Genomic DNA, 16,968 nt, shown 5'->3' with positions numbered 1-16,968 from the left:
GTAGGAGTCCCCATGCCCTTGCACCCGCAAGCCGAGGCGTTCCTGGACCAGCTGGCCCGGCTGCGCACGCCTCCCCTGGAATCGGTCGACGTGCCCACGCTCCGCGAACTGATGGGCGGCCTGCGCGGGGCCCAAGGCCCCGCCGAGCCGGTCGCGTCGATCACCGCCACCCAGGTGCCGGGTCCGGCCGGAATGCTGCCGGTCCGCGTCTACCGGCCGGGCCCGCGCCCAGGACCGCGCCCCCTGATGGTGTTCTTCCACGGCGGCGGGTGGGCCGCCGGAGACGTGGAACTGCTGGACCGGCCGCTGCGGAAGCTGGCCAACGCCAGCGGCGCCGTCGTGGCCAGCGTCGAGTACCGGCGCGCCCCCGAGACGCAGTTCCCCGGCCCCGCCGAGGACGCGTACGCCGCGGTCGGCGCGCTCGCCGAGCGGGCCCAGGAGTTCGGCGCCGACGCCGGACGCCTGGTGGTCGCGGGGGAGAGCGCGGGAGGCAACCTGGCGGCGGCCGTGTGCCTGATGGCCCGGGACCGGGGCGGCCCCGCGATCGGCGCGCAGCTGCTGATCTGCCCGAGCCTCGCCCCCGCCGCGGACTCCCCCTTCGCCTCCTACCGCCAGTACGCGACGGGATACCTCAACACCCGTGCCGCCATGGCTCACTTCTGGGACCTGTACCTCCCATCGCCGCGGGACGGGAGCAACCCCTACGCCGCCCCGCTGCTCGCACCGGAGCACACGCACCTTCCGCCCGCTCTCATCCTGAGCGCGGAGTACGACCCGCTCAGGGACGAGGCGGAGGCGTACGACCGACACCTGCGCACCAGCGGTGTCCCCAGCACCGCCCGCCGCTACGACGGCTCGCTGCACGTGTTCTTCCTGCTCTGCGAGTCGTCCGCCGCCGCCCAGGCACGCACCGACATCACCGGCTGGATGCACGCCCGCTTCCCCGTCGAGGACGCGGCGCGCAGCAGCGCCAGCTGAGAAGGAGCCGCACATGCCCGCCTACGATCGTCTGTACATCGACGGCGCCTGGGTGCCGTCGCACGACACCGGCTCGCTCACCGTCGTCGACCCCACGACCGAGCGGCCGCTCGCCTCCGTGCCCGACGCCACCGCGCGCGACGTCGACGCCGCCGTGCGCGCGGCACGCGGCGCCGCCGACCGGTGGGCGGCCACACCCGTGGCGGAGCGGGCCGGGCACCTGCGCGCCGTCGCCGCGGAGCTCGACCGCCGCGCCGAGTCGGTGGCCCGCCTGGTCACCCAAGACGTCGGCAGCCCCCTGTCCTTCGCCAGGGCCGTGCAGATCCCCCTGCCGGTCAACAGCTTCCGCCACGCCTCCCACACGGCCACTGAGTACCCCTTCGAGTACCAGCGGGGCCCCTCGCGCGTGCTGCGCGAGCCGTACGGAGTGGTCGCGGCCATCACCCCGTGGAACTACCCCGTCCACCAGGCCGCCGCGAAGGTCGCCTACGCGCTCGCCGCCGGAAACACCGTCGTCCTCAAGCCCAGCGAGGTCGCGCCCCTGAGCGTCTGGGAGCTGACCGACGTCATCGACTCCGTCGGCCTTCCGCCCGGCGTGTTCAACCTCGTCTGCGGCAGTGGCCCGCGCACGGGCGAGGCGCTGGCGGCGCACCCCGGAGTCGACGTGGTCTCCTTCACCGGCTCCACGCACACCGGCCGCAGGGTCAGCGCCCTGGCCTCGCGGACCGTGAAGAAGGTGACGCTCGAACTGGGCGGCAAGAGCCCCGCGGTCATGCTGGCCGACGCCGACCCGGCCCGTGTCGTACCCGCGGTCATGGCGTCCGCGTTCCTCAACAACGGCCAGACCTGCTCCGCCCTCACCCGCCTGATCGTGCCGCGCGAGGCCCTCGCCGACGTGGCGGAACTGGCCCGCCACACCGCCGCGGGCTGGGCGCCGGGAGACCCCGGGGACGAGCGGACGCGGCTGGGGCCGCTGGCGTCCGCCGCGCAACTCCAGCGCGTACGGGGACACATCAGGCGCGCCCTGGCGGACGGAGCCGAACTCGTCACCGGAGGCGAGGAAGCGCCCGCCGGCATGACCCAGGGGTTCTTCGTACGCCCCACCGTCCTCTCCCGGGTCTCCCCGGCCATGGCCCTCCACCACAAGGAGGTGTTCGGCCCCGTCCTGGCCATCGAGGCGTACGGCAGTGAGGAAGCGGCCCTGAACATCGCCAACGACACGGTGTACGGCCTGGCCGCGGCCGTGTGGTCGGCCGACGAGGACCGCGCGCTCGCCGTGGCGCACCGCCTGCGCGCCGGGCAGGTGCAGGTCAACGGAGCGCCCTTCGACCCCAACGCGCCCTTCGGCGGCTACAAGCAGTCGGGCAACGGCCGGGAGGGCGGGCCCGCGGGCCTTGAGGAGTTCCTGGAGACCAAGGCCGTACAGATCTGATCCACCGCCCGTCCCCCCGTGAACCTCCGTGCGTCCTCCTCTGATCCACCGCCCGTCCCCGCACGACGCGTTCCCACGCCCATCGGCCCGGAATCCGGCCCACCACACCCCTGCGAGAAAGGCAGAGCCATGTACCACCGCACCCTGTTCAAGTCCAAGGTCCACCGCGCGACCGTCACCCAGGCCGACCTGCACTACGTCGGATCACTCACCCTCGACCTGGACCTGATGGAGGCGGCCGACCTGCTGCCCGGGGAGAAGGTCGACATCGTCGACATCAACAACGGCAACCGCCTGTCCACCTACCTCATCGAGGGGCCGCGCGGCTCCGGCGTCGTCGGCATCAACGGCGCGGCGGCCCGGCTGATCAGCCCCGGCGACCTCGTCATCATCATCGCCTACGCGCACGTCCCGGACGGGGACGCGGCCCGCTTCGTGCCCAGGGTCGTCCACGTCGACCAGGACAACAAGATCTGCTCGCTGGGGTCCGACCCGGCCGAGCCGCCGCCCGGCAGCGACATGACCCGGGGCGACCACCTCTTCGTCGACTGACGGGCCGTGCTCCCACCGACCCTGGCCCCCACCACCCGGCACGAGTCCCGGACCCACCCCTGAACGACGAAAGGGCGAGCCCCTCATGTGCGGCATCGCAGGATGGATCGCGTTCGACGCCGACCTCAGCCACCAGCAAGAGACCGTCATCCAGCTGACCCGGTCGCTGCGCACGAGGGGCCCCGACGCCTCGGGGACCTGGCTCGGCAGGCACGCCGCCCTCGGCCACCAGCGCCTCGCGGTCATCGACCTCGACGGCGGCGCGCAGCCGATGACCGCGGCGACGCCGGACGGGCCGGTGGCCCTGACCTACAGCGGCGAGGTGTACGACTTCGTCGCCCTGCGGCAGCACCTGCGCGGCCGCGGCCACTCCTTCCGTACCGCGAGCGACACCGAGGTGGTGCTGCGGGCCTACCTGGAATGGGGGGACCGCCTCGTCGAGCACCTGAGGGGCATGTACGCCTTCGCGATCTGGGACGGCCGCACCGACCGCCTCCTGCTGGTCCGTGACCGCCTGGGCATCAAGCCCCTCTACTACTACCGCACGGCCGACGGGGTCGTGTTCGGCTCCGAGCCCAAGGCCCTCCTCGCGCACCCGGCGGTCGAGGCCGCGGTCGACCACGACGGGCTGCGCGAGATCCTCCTCGGCGTGAAGACTCCCGGCGCGGCGATCTGGCGCGGGATGAGGGAGCTGCGCCCCGGCCACCTCGCGACGGTCGACCGCGGCGGCGTGCGCGAGCGCGCCTACTGGAGCCTGACCGCCCGCCCGCACACCGAGGACGCGGACGCGACCACCGCGCACGTCCGCGAACTCCTCAGCGGCGCGGTGCGCGAGCAGCTCGTCGCGGACGTCCCGCGCTGCCTGCTCCTTTCGGGAGGGCTCGACTCGAGCGCGATCACCGGCTTCGCGGCCGCCGCGCTGAGCGCGCACGGCGAGCGCCCGCGCACCTTCTCCGTGGACTTCCAGGGCCACAGCGACCACTTCACGCCCGACCACCACAACGTCAGCCCCGACGCACCGTACGTACGCGAGGTCGTCAAGCACCTCGACACCGACCACGCCGACATCGTCCTCGACGCCGGTGACCTCGCGAGCCCCGCTGTGCGCCGGGCCGCCGTGCGCGCCAGGGACCTGCCCGTCGGCCGCGGCGACATGGACCACTCCCTGATCCAGCTCTTCGGCGCGATCCGCGAGCAGTCCACGGTCGCGCTGTCGGGGGAAGGCGCCGACGAAATGTTCGGCGGCTACTGGTGGTTCCACGACCCCGCGCTACGAGAGAGCGAGGGCTTCCCCTGGCTGACGGCCGCGCTCGGTCAGGCACGCCAGGAACGCGCCTTCCTGCCACACGACGTGGCGGAAGTCCTCGACCTGCCCGGATACGCCGTCGACCGCTACCGCGAAGCCGTCCGCGAGACCCCGGCGCTCGACGGCGAGAGCCCCGTCCAACGCCGCTCACGCGAACTGCTCTACCTGCACCTGACCCGCAGCCTCACCGGCATGCTGGAGCGCAAGGACCGGCTCAGCATGGCCGTGGCACTGGAGGTGCGGGTGCCGTTCTGCGATCACCGCATCGCGGAGTACGCCTTCAACATCCCCTGGTCCCTGCACGCGGCACAGGACCGCGAGAAGAGCGTGCTGCGTGCCGCGGCACGCCCCGTGGTGCCCGAGAGCGTGCTCCTGCGACGCAAGAGCCCCTACCCGATGACCCAGGACCGGCGCTATGTGTCGGCGCTCCAGGAGCAGGTGCGCGAGGCCCTGGCGGAACCCGATCACCAGGTCTTCGCCCTGTTCGACCGAGCGGCGGCGACCCGCGCCGCGTCCGTCCAACCCGCCGACCACCCACGCCCCCAGGCCCTGCGCGCCGCACTGGAGAAGTTCCTCGACCTCCACACCTGGATCGACCTCTACTCCCCTCAGCTGCGCCTGTGACCGGCCCAGGGCGCCAGGGGCGGCGATCGGTACGAAGGCCGCGGCCCCGGCCTTCGTACCGATTCGCGCGAAGCCTGCCGGGGCCCTCCCGCGCCTACCTATAGTGGCGGCCCGGTCACATACGGCGTGGGGGGCGTATGAACGAGGACGAGCTGGGCCGTGACGTCGTACGGGCCGTACTGCCCGACGGCACCGAACTGCTGATCACCGCCAGCCGGGGCCGGGGGCCCGTCGAGCGGGCGGGGCGGGTGTTCGGCCTCGACGGGGTGCAGAAGAGCATCCATGGCGTGATGGACCTGGTGCGCGGATCCGTACGACAGGCACAGCCCGACGAACTCACCGTGTCCTTCGGGCTCGACGTGGCGGTCGACGCCGGTGGCCTGATCGGTCTGGTGACCGGCGCTGGTGGCAAGGCCACGTTCACGGTGACGGCGCTGTGGCGGTCCAAGGCGGGCGCGGCCGTGACACAGCCCGGAGCCGCCGGAGGCGCCGGGGCCGCCGGGGGCGACGGATCGCCGACGATCGGGGAAGGGCCGGGCGATGGCACCCCGGCCGCATGAGGACCCCCTCCTGGACCTGCTCGCCCGCTGCACGGTGTCGATCCGGGGGCGGAGCGGTCGCCGGAGCGACGAGGGCACCGGGTTCCTCGTCGGCCCCGGCCTTGTCCTGACCTGCGCGCACGTCGTGGCGAACGAGGACCATCCACAGGTGTTCCTGGAGGGTCGCCCGCTGACGGCCACCGTACGGACCCGCTATCCGCCACAGCGCGGCACCTCCCTGAACCCGCCGCCCGATCTGGCTCTCGTCGACGTCGCCGTCGACGCGGCCGACCACCCCTGGGTGGAGCTGGATGAGCGGCAGGCCCGCACCGGACGCGACCGCGACGACCTGCTGGCCTTCGGCTGGACCCGCGCCCTGGGCGACGGGGCCCCGGGTGCCGGGCCCCTCCTGCACTCCATGGGCTACGTCGGTGAAGGCACCGTCCACATCGACGGCCACGAACTCCTCGAACTCGACGGGCGGCCGATCGTCGAGCGCATGAGCGGCGGACCGGTGCTCAACCTGCGCACCGGCCGCGTGGTCGCCGTGATGAGGATGGCGCGCGACGGCCACTTCCTGAGCACCGGCGGCTGGGCCGTGCCCCTCGCCGGTCTGGCGTCCACCCACACGTTGCGCCAGGAACTGGCCTCCCTGACCGCACGGAACCCCACCCACCCCGCCTGGCGCACGGCCCGCCGCAGGTCGCTCGTGCCCCGCCTGGCCGAACTCCTGCGCCCCGCCCACCGGCCCGACGACGCCCTGCGGGTGCGCGCCGAGGCCACCGCCCCCGACTCCTACAGCCGGGCCCAGCTGCTGCTCCCGAGCCTGTGCCTGGTGCCCTTCGGCGGCCGCGACGCCGAGCACGACCGCCTCGCGGCCTGGTGCGCGCAGCCGGAGCCGTTCTCCCTGGCCCTGGTCACAGGACCGGGAGGCGTGGGCAAGTCGCGGCTCGCGGTGGAACTGGCCCGCACGATGGACGACCGGGGCTGGATCACCGGGATGGTCCCGCGGCCCGCCCAACTGGCCGCGCCGATGGCCTGGATCGGCCCGCTGACCGACGCGCTGGAGGCACTGGACGAACCCGCCTTGCTCATCGTCGACTACGGGGAGGACCATCCGGCGCTCGTGGCGCTCACCACCGCCCTGGCTGCGGCCGCCGAGCGCACCCGCCGCCCGGTCCGGCTGCTGGTCCTCGCCCGCCAGGAACGGCACCTGCTCCGGGAGCTGAGCGAGCAGCTGGACTCCGCGCTGCGCCCGCTGACCGCCCTCGACACCGACGGGCGGCACATCCGCCTCGGCGCGCTGCCGCCCCTCGTCGACCCGCGGCGGGAGTACGAGCGCGCCGTGGCCGTCTTCGCGGACCTGCTCGGCCTGCCCGCGCGGCCGGGCCCACTCGCGCCGCCGACCGAGGGGACCACCCTGCTCCAGGTGCACGCGGCCGCCGTCGTCCGGGTGCTCGGCTGGGACGGGCCGGACGTGGGCGGCGCGCCCGGCAACGCCTTCCGGGAGCTCCTCGCCCACGAGGCGGCCTACTGGGCGTTCACCGAGCGCACCCTGATCGGCGCGGAAGGCACCCCGCTGCCCGCCGGACTGCGGCGCACCGCTGTCGCCCTCGCCGCGGTGACCGGAGCCCGCGACCGCGAGCAGGGCGCCGCCCTGCTGCGGGCGGCCCTGGACCTCGGACCCGGGCGCGCGCGGCGCACGGCCCGATGGCTGCACCAGCTGTACGAGACCGGCGCGCGCGACGGCGACGACCACTGGCCCGCGATCCAGCCCGACCCGGTCGCCGAGCTCCTGGTGGCGGACCTGTGCCGTGACGACCCTGAGCCGCTCGTGGCCGCCCTCGCGGCCCTGCCCAAGAAGCGCCTGGGACGCGCGCTCGGCGTCCTGGGCCGCAGCGCCGAACACGCCCCGGAGGCCCACGACCTCCTGGTGGAGCTCATCTGCCAGGACCCCCGACGGCGGCTGCCGCTGGCCGTCCACGAGGCGGCGCGCTCCGGCGCGGCCATGGGACGTGCCGTGCGCGACGCGCTCGAACGCACTGACGGCCGGGGCCAGTTCGACCTCCGCGTCTTCCGCCGCATCACTCGGGCCCTGCTGCGCTACGACGAGCCGAGCAACCTGCTGGACGCGTGCCTGTGGACGCACGCCACGTCCCTCCGGCTGTGGCGGGAGAACCTGCTGACCCTGACGCCGGAACAGGTGTCGGACCACCTGCTCCAACTGGTGCGCCTCGCCTGCCTCACCGGCGAGGACGAGCTGGCCGAGGCCGCGCGGGCGCAGTCGCTCGCCCTGCATCTCGCCTGGTACGACGAGGATCCGGAGACGGCGGCCCCGCACCTGGTGGGCTGCCATCTGTCCCAGGTCCGCCTGTACCTGCTCACCAACCGCTCCGCCGACGCCCTCACGGCCGCACGGGCGGCCCTGGACGTATGGCACAGGCACCCCGGCACCGCCGTACACCCCTCGGCGCTGGAGCGCCTGTACGAGTTCGCGGCCGTCCTGCCGTACCTGGGACTCGCCGACCAGGCCGAGGAGTTCACCGCACAGGCCGCCGCGGACCTGTCCGCCCTGGCGGCCACCGATCAGGTCGCCCGGGTCAACCTCGCCGTCCTGCGCGCGGCCAGTGTGGAGCGGTGGGCACTCGAGGGCCGTCCAGCGGCGGCCCTGGAGGTGCTCGACGAGAGCCTGCGCGTCCTGCGGGACACCGAGGTCCTCAACGAGCAGGAGATCCTCCTGCCGCTCGCCTTGGTGCTGGGGTCCCGGGTGGGCGCGCGCATGCTGACAGGACCCCCGCACCTCGCGCGGGAGTCCGCGCTGGAGGCGGTCGAGACGGCTCGGCGGCTGCCCCGCACCGTGGTCGCACGCCCCCTGCTGCTGTCCAACGCCCTCCAACAGGCCGCCTTGTGCGAGCAGATGGCCGAGGGCAGCCGCGAGCTGGCGCTGCGCCTTTCGGAGGCGGCCGTCGCCGTGGCCTCGGAGACGTCACAGGACGGCGCCGCGCGTCCGCTCGCGACGGCCGCCCTGGCACAGGCGCTGCACAGCCGCGCCGACGTCCTGAAGGACTACGGGGATCTGGACGGCGCGCTTCAGTGCGCGCTCACGGCGGTCGAGGTGGCCGAGTCCCTCGACGGCGGCTCCGCGGCCGGACCGGTGCTGAAACTCACAGGGCACTACGAACTCGCGCGGATCCAGCTCGCGCGCGGCGCCCCGCGCGAGGCCGGGGCCGCCGCGCAGGTGGCCCGGCGGCTGATCGACGAGGGCGGAGCGGCGGCAGCGCTGTTCGCCCCGGAGACCGACCTGGTGCTCGCGCAGGCCATCGACCGGAACGGGGAACCGGCGCGGGCGCTGCCCTACGCCGTCCGCGCGGTCCAGGGGCTGCGGGACCTGACGGCGGGGGAGGCGCTGCACGGCGCGCGTCACGAGCTGGCCCGGACGCTGTCCGTGGCCGCCACCGTCGCCTTCCGCTGCTTCGACCCCCCGTCGACGCTGCGGTACACCGAGGAGGGCCTGCCCGTGCTGCGCGCGGAGCGGGCCGCGGCGCCCGGCGACCCAGAGGTGCGGGCCTGGCTGGGACGGCTCCTGGCGCAACGGGCGTTCGCGCTGTGCGGCACCGACGACGAGGCGGCGCTGGCCTGCGCGGCGGACGCCGAAACCGAGCTCGCTGGCCTCGGCCCCGGCGAGGAGTTCACGGCGTACTGGACGACCGTGCGCCTGGTCGTGCCCTACGGCGTGTGCGTCGCCCACGGCGAGAAGGCGGCGGACGAGGCGCTGACGGCGTGCCGGGCGCACTGGGAGCGGGCCACCGGTCTGACCGGCGAGGCGGAACTGGGGCATCTGCTGGGCAGCCTGGGCCTTCAGTACGCCCGCACGCGCCGGTACGTGGAGAGCCTGCGCCTTGCCCAGGCGTCGGTGGCCGCCTACGACCGCCATCCCGTGGCCGACCTCCCGGCGCGCGGCGTGACCAAGGCACGGGTGGAAGTGGCGAGCGCGGCGCTCGCGCTGGAGCGGCCGGAGGTGGCCGAGGAGGCACTCGCGCGGGCCCTGCCCGCGGCCCGCGCCGCCTACGCCGACGACCGGACGTGGTGGCTCCAGCTGTCCCTCGCCCTCGCCCACACCGGGCAGATCCGCGAACTGCGCGGGGACTTGGCAGGCGCGGACGCGATGTACCGCGAGTACGGCGACGTGGTGGCCCATCTCGCGGACGCGGAGTGGTCGGTCCAGCACGTGCTCGCGGTGCAGGGGATGCGCCGACACTCCCTCGTCCTGGAGAAACTCGGCCGCAGGGCCGGGGCGCTGGCGGTCCTCGACCGGCTGATCGCCTGGGACCGTCGTTCGCTCGCGGCGGCCCCGGACCGGCGGCTCGCCCACGTCGCGGACCTCCATCGCCGGGTGTTCCTGCTCCTGGGCGACGGGCGGTGGCGCGCGGCCATGGCGGCGGCGGAGGACCTGGCCGAAGCGGCCCGGTACGCCGGGCAGGTGGACGGGCTGCTGCCCGACACGGCCGCCTACCTCCGCTTCCAGACCGAGCGGGCCCGCGGCCTCGCCCGGATGCACGTGCCCGGCCTCGCCACGGAGGCCCAAGACGCCTTCACCCGGGCGCTGAAGGCCCTGAAGGGGATGTCCGAACGCACGGCCGCGCTGCTGTTGCCGCAGCGGGTCGGCGCCCGCATGAGCCTGTCCAGCTGCCTCGGACTCGCCGGTGACTGGGAGGGAGCCCTGCGCCACGCCCGCAAGGCCCTGCGGGAGTGGGACGGCCGCGACCCGGGAACCCACCACGAGGCGCTGGCCGACGGCGTCGAACTGCGCGTGCAGCGGGGCTGGGTGCGCTGGCACCTGGGCGATCTGGACGGCGCCGTACGGGACACCGAGCGGGCGACGGCCGAACTGCGCGCCCTGGAACCGCCGGACAGGACCCGCCTGGCCCGCGCCCGGGCGGTGCGGGCCCTGATCCACCTGGAGCGGGGCGAGGCCGCTGAGGCACGCGAGACCGCCGAGGAAGCCGTACGCCTGTGGGAGACCGCCCGGGCCGAGAACCCGGCCCTTGAGTCGCTGCCGTACATCGGCTGCTTGCTGATCCGCGCCGCCGCGGCACCGGAGCGGGCGGCGGCCGACCGCGCCCTCGCGGCCGAGCTGACCGAGGCGCAGCACCTCGAGGAGCACCCGGGGGCGGCGGAGGTGCGCTGGGCGCTGCGGCACCGGTGACCGCCTCCGTCGGCGCGGCGCGCGGGCGTCGTACGCCGCGGACTCGGTGCTGTCCGGCGCGCGGAGGAGTTGGACGAGCGCCTGGAAGTCGCCCTGCTGGCGCGCGCCTTGGGCGATTTGGTCGTGCTCACCGCCGATCTGCCGCCCGTGCCGACCACGGTCGGCGGGACCGGAGCTCGCGGTGACGTTCTGCGACGTGACGCTCGATTTTACGGACGCGGTGATCACGCACGACACCCTGCGGATCGACGTGGGCATGGTCGGCAAGACCCTGACGCTGGTCACGAGGCCGGGCGTCGTGGTCGATGCGGACGGCCTGCGGCTGGCGCACCGCGAGCTCACGCACCGTCAGGCTCCGGCGGACCCCGGCCCGCGGATGGCCTTGCGCGTGGAACTGGTCGGCCAGAAGGCCCACGGCCGCGTGGTGGTGCGGCCCTCGCGCCGGACGCTCGGCCAGTGGCTGCTGCGCAGGCCCGCGTCCCCTTCCCCCGCCACGGGGGCCTGACACCCGCGCGGCGCGCGGACGACGTCACACCCGTACGGCGCGCGCACGACGTACGCGAAGCCCGCTCATCCCCCCTCACCGGGCCACCCTGACGGGTGAACCTTCCACGCCGTGCGTGCTCATCGAGCGCCGCGTGTGATCCGATCGGCCGCGGGCGACGGGGTCGCACGAGAGCGTGAGCGAGCACGAGAGAGCACGGGTGATCAGGGGTGAGCGGGATGGCAGAGGCGAGTGTCGCCGCGGCGTCCGACGCGGCGAAGCGCCGCATCTTCGCCATGTTGGACGTGGACGGTGACGGGGTGATCTCCCCAGCGGAGTACCTCGCCAGGGTCGACCGCGTGGCCGCGGCCCTGGGCCGCGACGCCCACCACCCGGTCGTCACCGCCGCGCGGACCGCCCATGAAGACGTCTGGCACGACATGGACGGCGACCACGACGGCCGCGTGACCTTCGAGGAGTACCGGACGTGGGCGGGCCACGACAGCTTCGAACGGTCCTGTCGGCCCGCCCTGGGCTCGCTGTTCGACATCGCCGACTTCGACGCCGACGGACGTTTGGACAAGGACGAGTTCGTACGCCTGCGGGTGGCGGCGGGCAACGCGGGCACGGACGTCGGCGCGGCCTTCGACGCCCTCGACGCCGATCACGACGGGTACGTCGACCGCGACACCTACCTCACGGGAATCCGTGACTTCGTCACCACGGGCACCTCGACGATGGCCGCGGCGTACGGAGCCGTTGAGTAGCCCGACAGGGATCACCGTCAGACGCGGGTCAGCTCGGCGGCGCCGAAGGACACGTCGAAGCGGTCGCACCAGATGGAGACGCTGCGGTAGCGGTCGAGGTCGACGTCGGCGGGCAGCGTGTAGTTCTGGTCGCCCTTGTTGCCCTTGAGCTCGCCCAGGTTGACGTACCGGCCGTCGTCGAAGACGCGCCAGCCGTCCTTGCCCGGCTTCACCTCCGCGTCGGAGAGCCACACCCGCAGGGCGGGCCCGTTGCTCGTGTCGAGGTCGGTCAGACGCAGGACGCGGGTGCCGTCCGCGAGGCGCAGGACGCTGACCTTTCCGCTGGTCTCGTGCTCGTGGCTGATCAGCTCGCCCTTGGCCAGACTCTCCGTTTTGGTCGGCGCCGACGCCCCGTCCCGGCCGGGAGCCGAGGGCGCCGAGGACGCCGCCACGGGGAACGGGTCCCGTACGGTCTCGTCCACCCACAGCTTCCACGGCTGGAACCAGTACAGGCCCGCTCCCGCGATCACCGTGGCCGTGAGCAGCACGGTGATCACCCACCGCTTGCCGAGTGCGCTCCGTACGCGTCCCATGCCGTGCCTCCGTACCGGTCGAGTGTGCTGTCGTCCTGTACGACGGCTGACCGGGTGTCCGGCACTCCCGGAATCTGATGACGAAAGTCTTACGTGGCGAGGGGCGGCGATCGGGCCGGGGCGGGTCCGCGGCCGAAGCCGGGTCCGAAGCCGGGTCCGGGGCCGGGTCCGGGGCCCGGATTCGGGGGGCGTCCCGTTCACGCAGTCTTCTTCCAGGTGTCGCCAGTGCGGAGGCATGGGGCGTGTGGGGCCCGCATAGCGTGCGGGCGTCATGCGTCAGGGGGGGGACGAGGGGTGGGGAAGTGGACATGCTCGGTTCAGAACGTACGGGAGGTACGGGCCGTCGCACGGTGCTGCGCGCCGCCACCGTCGCCGCCGCGACGGGCGTCGCGGGCACCGGCGGCACGGCGAGCGCGGCCGGGGACGCCGACCGGGCCGTACGCGCCGACAACGTTGCCGGACCACGCCACCGGCCGCGTTCCGACGAGCCGCGGTTCACGCTCGCCGTCATGCCCGACACCCAGTACCTCTTCGACGGCGCGAGCATCCACAAGGAGCCGGTCGAGGCGGCCCTGCGCTACGTGGCCGACCGCGCCCGCGACGAGAACATCGTGTTCCTCTCCCACCTGGGCGACCTCGTCGAGAACGGCCGCCCCGAGGAATTCGCCCCGGTCAGCGACGCCTTCCGCATCCTCGACCGGCGCGGTATCGGATACGGCGTCCTCGCGGGAAACCACGACATCGACGCCCGCACCGACGACCAGCGCGGCCGCACCCCCTACCTCGACGCCTTCGGCCCCCGGCGCCTGCGCGGAAAGCCCACCTTCGGCGGCGCGTCGCCGGACGGCTACAACACCTTCCACCTGTTCCGCGCCGCGGGCCGCCCGTGGCTGCTCCTCGCCCTCGACTGGCGGCCGTCAGCGGCCGGGATCGCCTGGGCGAGGAACGTCATCGCCCGGCATCCGCGCACGCCCGTCATCCTCACCACCCATGACCTCGTGTACGCCGACGCGGCTGCCGGTGCGGGTGGCGCGGGCGGCGGGGCGCGGCTCTCCGAGCACGGACAGCGCCTGTGGGACAAGCTGATCGACGGCAACGACCAGATCTTCCTCACCCTCAACGGCCACTACTGGCCCGCCGGGCGCACCGTACGCAAGAACGCGGCGGGCCACGACGTCCATCTGCACCTCACCAACTACCAGGACCGGTACTTCGGCGGCAGCGCGATGATCCGCCTCTACCGCTTCGACCTCGCCCGCGACACGATCGACGTCTCCACGTTCTCCCCCTGGCTCCTCGCCAAGGACGCGGCGGGCCGCCTCAACGCCCTGGAGCGGCGTGAAGTCGAACTCACAGGGCCGGACGACTCCTTCTCCGTCCCGCTCGACTTCGCACGACGCTTCGCCCGCTTCGCGCCCGTCGCCCCGCGACCGCCCCGCCCCGCCGCCCGGATGCTGCTCCCCGGCACGCTCGCGTACTGGCGCTTCGACAGCGGCCGCGAGGACGGCACCCCGGCCGACGACACCCTGCGCGTGCGCGACCTGTCCGGGCACGGCAACGACCTCATCCGCGTCCCCGTCCCGGGCAGCCCCGCCGACGCGCTGCGCTGGTCCGACGAGCACCACCCCGACCAGCCCGGACACGGCAGCCTCCGCTTCGACGGCGGCAGGCCCCCGCTGCGCGGGGCCTTCCTGCGCACCGTGAAGGGAGCCCCGCTGGACACCGCGACCTTCCGGTCCGGCTTCACCGTGGAGGCGTTCTTCAAACTCCCCGCCGACTGGTCGAGCTCCCGCAACGCCTGGTCGGCGATCCTCAGCCGCCAGGGCACACTCGCCGCCGCCGGAAAGCAGGGCGACCCGGCCGAACCCGTGGTCACCCTCTCGCTCTCCGACGGCCACGCCCTCCAGTGGGCGGCGGCGCCCCTCGACCAGGACCGCGTCGTCACCAACTGGAGCCACGAACTCCCGCTCGACACCTGGTGGCACACCGCCGTCGTCAACGACGGCCGCCGCACCACGCTGTACGTCGACGGCTGCCCGGTCGCCCGCAACCCCGCCACGCGCGCGGGCGGCCTCACCACGCTCGGCCTTTCCTGGCTGCTCGCCGGATACGCGTACGACGGCGACCTCGACCAGCTCTTCAGCGGCTGGATCGGAGACGTACGCGTCACCGCGCGCGCCCTGCCCGTCCGCGCGTTCATGAACGCCCACCCCTGAGGAGACCCCCGTGCACCGCCCCCAACCCCTGCCGCGCTGGGCCGACCCCGACGTGCCCGCCGCCGCCCTCGACGCACAGGGCGTCAGCCGCCGTGGACTGCTGCGCCGCGCCGGGCTCTACGGCGCCGCCTTCGCGGGCGCGGCCCACACGCTGGGCGCCGCGTCCGCCCCCGCCGAGGCGCTCCCGTACCGCCACCCCGGCGGCAACGACCCGCACCTCGTCTACCTGGTCGGGGACCACCACATCCACTCCGTCTACAGCCACGACGCCAAGTACACGTTCTCCCAGCTCGCCACCGCCGCCTCGCGCTACGGCCTGGACTGGATGGTCCTGACCGAGCACAGCAACATCGGCCACCACCAGGCGGGCGGCGCCCAGGCCGAGCACCGGGAGATCCGCAGGGCCCGCGCCGAGAACCGCCGCATGCTGATCTTCCAGGGCCTGGAGTGGTACATCCCCGGCGCCGAACACGCCACCGTCTTCGCGGCCCCCGGACGCCACGAGGTCGACCTGCTCACCCGCTTCGAGCAGGACTTCGACGGCAAGCTCCTCGGCTACACCGCGGGCGGCCCCGACCACCCCGACACGCCGCGCAACGAGGCCCACGCCGTCAAGGCCCTCCAATGGCTCGACCGGCAGCGCCGCCGCGGCTACGTCGACGACGTCCTCGTCCTCGCCAACCACCCGCTGCGCCTCGGCATCAACTCCCCGCACGAGATGCGCGCCTGGCGGGACGCCGCCCCCGAGGTCATGATCGGCATGGAGGGCGCGCCGGGCTCGCAGGGAGCGGCCCACCCCGGCCGCGGCGCGTCCAGCATCCGCGGCGGGTACGAGAACAGCCCCTCCGCGAACTCCTTCCCCGGCTATCCGCTCGACGCGTACGTCACGTACGGCGGCTTCGACTGGGCCACCGCGACCGTCGGCGGCCTGTGGGACGCGATGCTCGCCGAGGGCAAGCTCTTCTCGGTCACCTCCAACTCCGACGTCCACCGGGTGGTGTTCGACACCTGGCGCAACGGGGACTGGCCGCCCGGCCGGAACTTCGACAACACCGGCCGCCTCCCGGACCCGGTCGACACCACGGAGCCGCAGCCCGGCAGCGACCTGTGGCCCGGCCAGTTCAGCCGCACGCACGTGGGCGTCACCCGCTACGGCTACCGGCACGTCATGGCGGGGCTGCGCGCGGGCCGGGTGTGGGTGGACCACGGGCAGCTCGTCGACGGCATCGACGTCCGCGTGAGCCGCGCGCACGGCGGCGGCGGACGCGGCGTCACACTCGGCGGCCGCCTGCGCGTCCACCGCGGCGAGCGCGTGACACTGACCGTCACCGTCACCACCGCGTCCCGCCCCAACCACCACGGCCACGTGCCGCGCCTGGCCCACCTCGACGTCATCCGCGGCGCGGTGAAAGGCCCCGCCCGCGACCGCGACGCGTGGCGCGCCCCCGACACCCGCGTCGCGCACACCACCGACGTCTCCGGACGCACCGGCCGCTACACGCTGCGCGTCCCGCTCGGCAGGATCGAGGAGTCCTGCTACGTACGCCTGCGCGGCAGCGACGGCAACCGCCACGGCCCCGGGCTCCTCGGCGCCACGATCGACCCACACGGCCCGATCCGCCACAAGCCCGGCGACGGCGACCCGTGGGCCGACACATGGCTGTACACCAACCCCGTGTTCGTGGACGTCGTGCGCTGACTCCTCCGACAGCCGTCGTCAGCTGGTCCGGGCGGCCTGATCCATCGCCGAGAGCGCAGGCGTCGTACGCATGCAGCGCACGGCGGTCAGTCCGCCCCCGCCACGTCGGCGTCGGCGGTGCTGACCCTGTCCACCCTGTACCCGGTGCCGGGGCTGGAAGGGTTCACCATCCGGCCCGCCCGGGCAGAGAAGACGGAGGCCGCCCAGCGTGCTTCGCAGCGCGGCATGGGGCCCCGCACGGTGTTCCAGATCGTCGACAACGCCCTGATCCCCGCTGGGACGGTCCTCACCTTCCGCCCGTACGGCGGAACCGGCCTCGGTCCCGAAGGGGCGCTGGAAGCTTGGCTCGCGGAGGATCCCCAACGCGGCCGGGCGGTGTGGGTCGAGGACCGGAACAAGCCCCTGAAACGGGCGCTCGACGGCCGTCAGTACTCCCCGACGACCCTGGCGAAGGAGATCGCGGAACGGGTCTCCGGCACGCGCCCCGGCAACCTCTACGGCACGCGGTTCTGGGTCGACGCGGAGGGACGCGACCTCGTGGACATCGTCGGAGGAGGAGCTGACGGCGGGTGAGGGCCGCGTCGACCCGGTGC

The 16,968-nt window shown here is 74.0% G+C and carries 12 protein-coding genes; 11 read left to right on the top strand and 1 reads right to left on the bottom strand.

Annotation, left to right across the window (positions count from 1 at the left end; all coding sequences use genetic code 11):
- The first annotated feature begins 12 nt into the window (after positions 1–12).
- From AC07A4_RS12385 to AC07A4_RS12350, 8 genes are all read left to right on the top strand, one after another.
- The gene (locus AC07A4_RS12385; protein ID WP_478596604.1) at positions 13–978 is read left to right on the top strand and encodes an alpha/beta hydrolase; all 966 of its coding nucleotides are present in this window, start codon (positions 13–15) and stop codon (positions 976–978) included.
- Between the two features lie 13 nt (positions 979–991).
- Positions 992–2,410, top strand: a complete 1,419-nt coding sequence (locus tag AC07A4_RS12380; RefSeq protein WP_478596602.1) for an aldehyde dehydrogenase family protein — start codon at positions 992–994, stop codon at positions 2,408–2,410.
- 129 nt (positions 2,411–2,539) lie between these two features.
- Entirely contained in the window at positions 2,540–2,962 is a 423-nt protein-coding gene (panD, locus tag AC07A4_RS12375; RefSeq protein WP_478596600.1) for an aspartate 1-decarboxylase, read from the top strand.
- A gap of 85 nt (positions 2,963–3,047) precedes the next feature.
- Positions 3,048–4,892: an asparagine synthase (glutamine-hydrolyzing) gene (gene asnB / locus AC07A4_RS12370; protein ID WP_478596598.1), complete on the top strand. Its 1,845-nt coding sequence runs from the start codon at positions 3,048–3,050 to the stop codon at positions 4,890–4,892.
- 137 nt (positions 4,893–5,029) lie between these two features.
- A complete protein-coding gene (locus AC07A4_RS12365) occupies positions 5,030–5,452 on the top strand; it encodes a CU044_2847 family protein (RefSeq protein WP_478596596.1) in 423 nt (140 codons plus the stop codon).
- Positions 5,433–10,637 (top strand): trypsin-like peptidase domain-containing protein, encoded by a 5,205-nt coding sequence (locus AC07A4_RS12360; RefSeq protein ID WP_478596595.1) that lies wholly within the window; start codon positions 5,433–5,435, stop codon positions 10,635–10,637. Before AC07A4_RS12365 ends, AC07A4_RS12360 begins: the two co-directional genes overlap by 20 nt.
- A 196-nt stretch (positions 10,638–10,833) precedes the next feature.
- Complete coding sequence (locus AC07A4_RS12355) at positions 10,834–11,142, top strand: hypothetical protein (RefSeq protein ID WP_478596593.1); 309 nt, start codon at positions 10,834–10,836, stop codon at positions 11,140–11,142.
- Between the two features lie 218 nt (positions 11,143–11,360).
- On the top strand, positions 11,361–11,888 hold the full coding sequence (locus AC07A4_RS12350; RefSeq protein WP_478596591.1) for an EF-hand domain-containing protein: 528 nt from the start codon (positions 11,361–11,363) through the stop codon (positions 11,886–11,888).
- Positions 11,889–11,905: 17 nt separating this feature from the next.
- Here the strand turns inward: AC07A4_RS12350 and AC07A4_RS12345 are convergent, their stop codons facing one another.
- Positions 11,906–12,460 (bottom strand): DM13 domain-containing protein, encoded by a 555-nt coding sequence (locus AC07A4_RS12345; RefSeq protein WP_478596588.1) that lies wholly within the window; start codon positions 12,458–12,460, stop codon positions 11,906–11,908.
- 308 nt (positions 12,461–12,768) lie between these two features.
- On the opposite strand from AC07A4_RS12345, the gene AC07A4_RS12340 reads away from it, so the two are divergent.
- The 3 genes from AC07A4_RS12340 (at position 12,769) to AC07A4_RS12330 (ending at position 16,948) form a co-directional block, all read left to right on the top strand.
- The gene (locus tag AC07A4_RS12340; protein ID WP_478596586.1) at positions 12,769–14,676 is read left to right on the top strand and encodes a LamG-like jellyroll fold domain-containing protein; all 1,908 of its coding nucleotides are present in this window, start codon (positions 12,769–12,771) and stop codon (positions 14,674–14,676) included.
- A gap of 10 nt (positions 14,677–14,686) precedes the next feature.
- Entirely contained in the window at positions 14,687–16,375 is a 1,689-nt protein-coding gene (locus AC07A4_RS12335) for a PHP domain-containing protein (protein WP_478596584.1), read from the top strand.
- A gap of 144 nt (positions 16,376–16,519) precedes the next feature.
- A complete protein-coding gene (locus tag AC07A4_RS12330; RefSeq protein ID WP_478596581.1) occupies positions 16,520–16,948 on the top strand; it encodes a hypothetical protein in 429 nt (142 codons plus the stop codon).
- Positions 16,949–16,968 lie beyond the last annotated feature (20 nt).

Source organism: Streptomyces sp. NPDC043996, assembly GCF_056435225.1.
The sequence above is the reverse complement of the archived record's forward strand: the minus strand, read 5'-3'. Positions and strand labels throughout refer to the sequence as shown.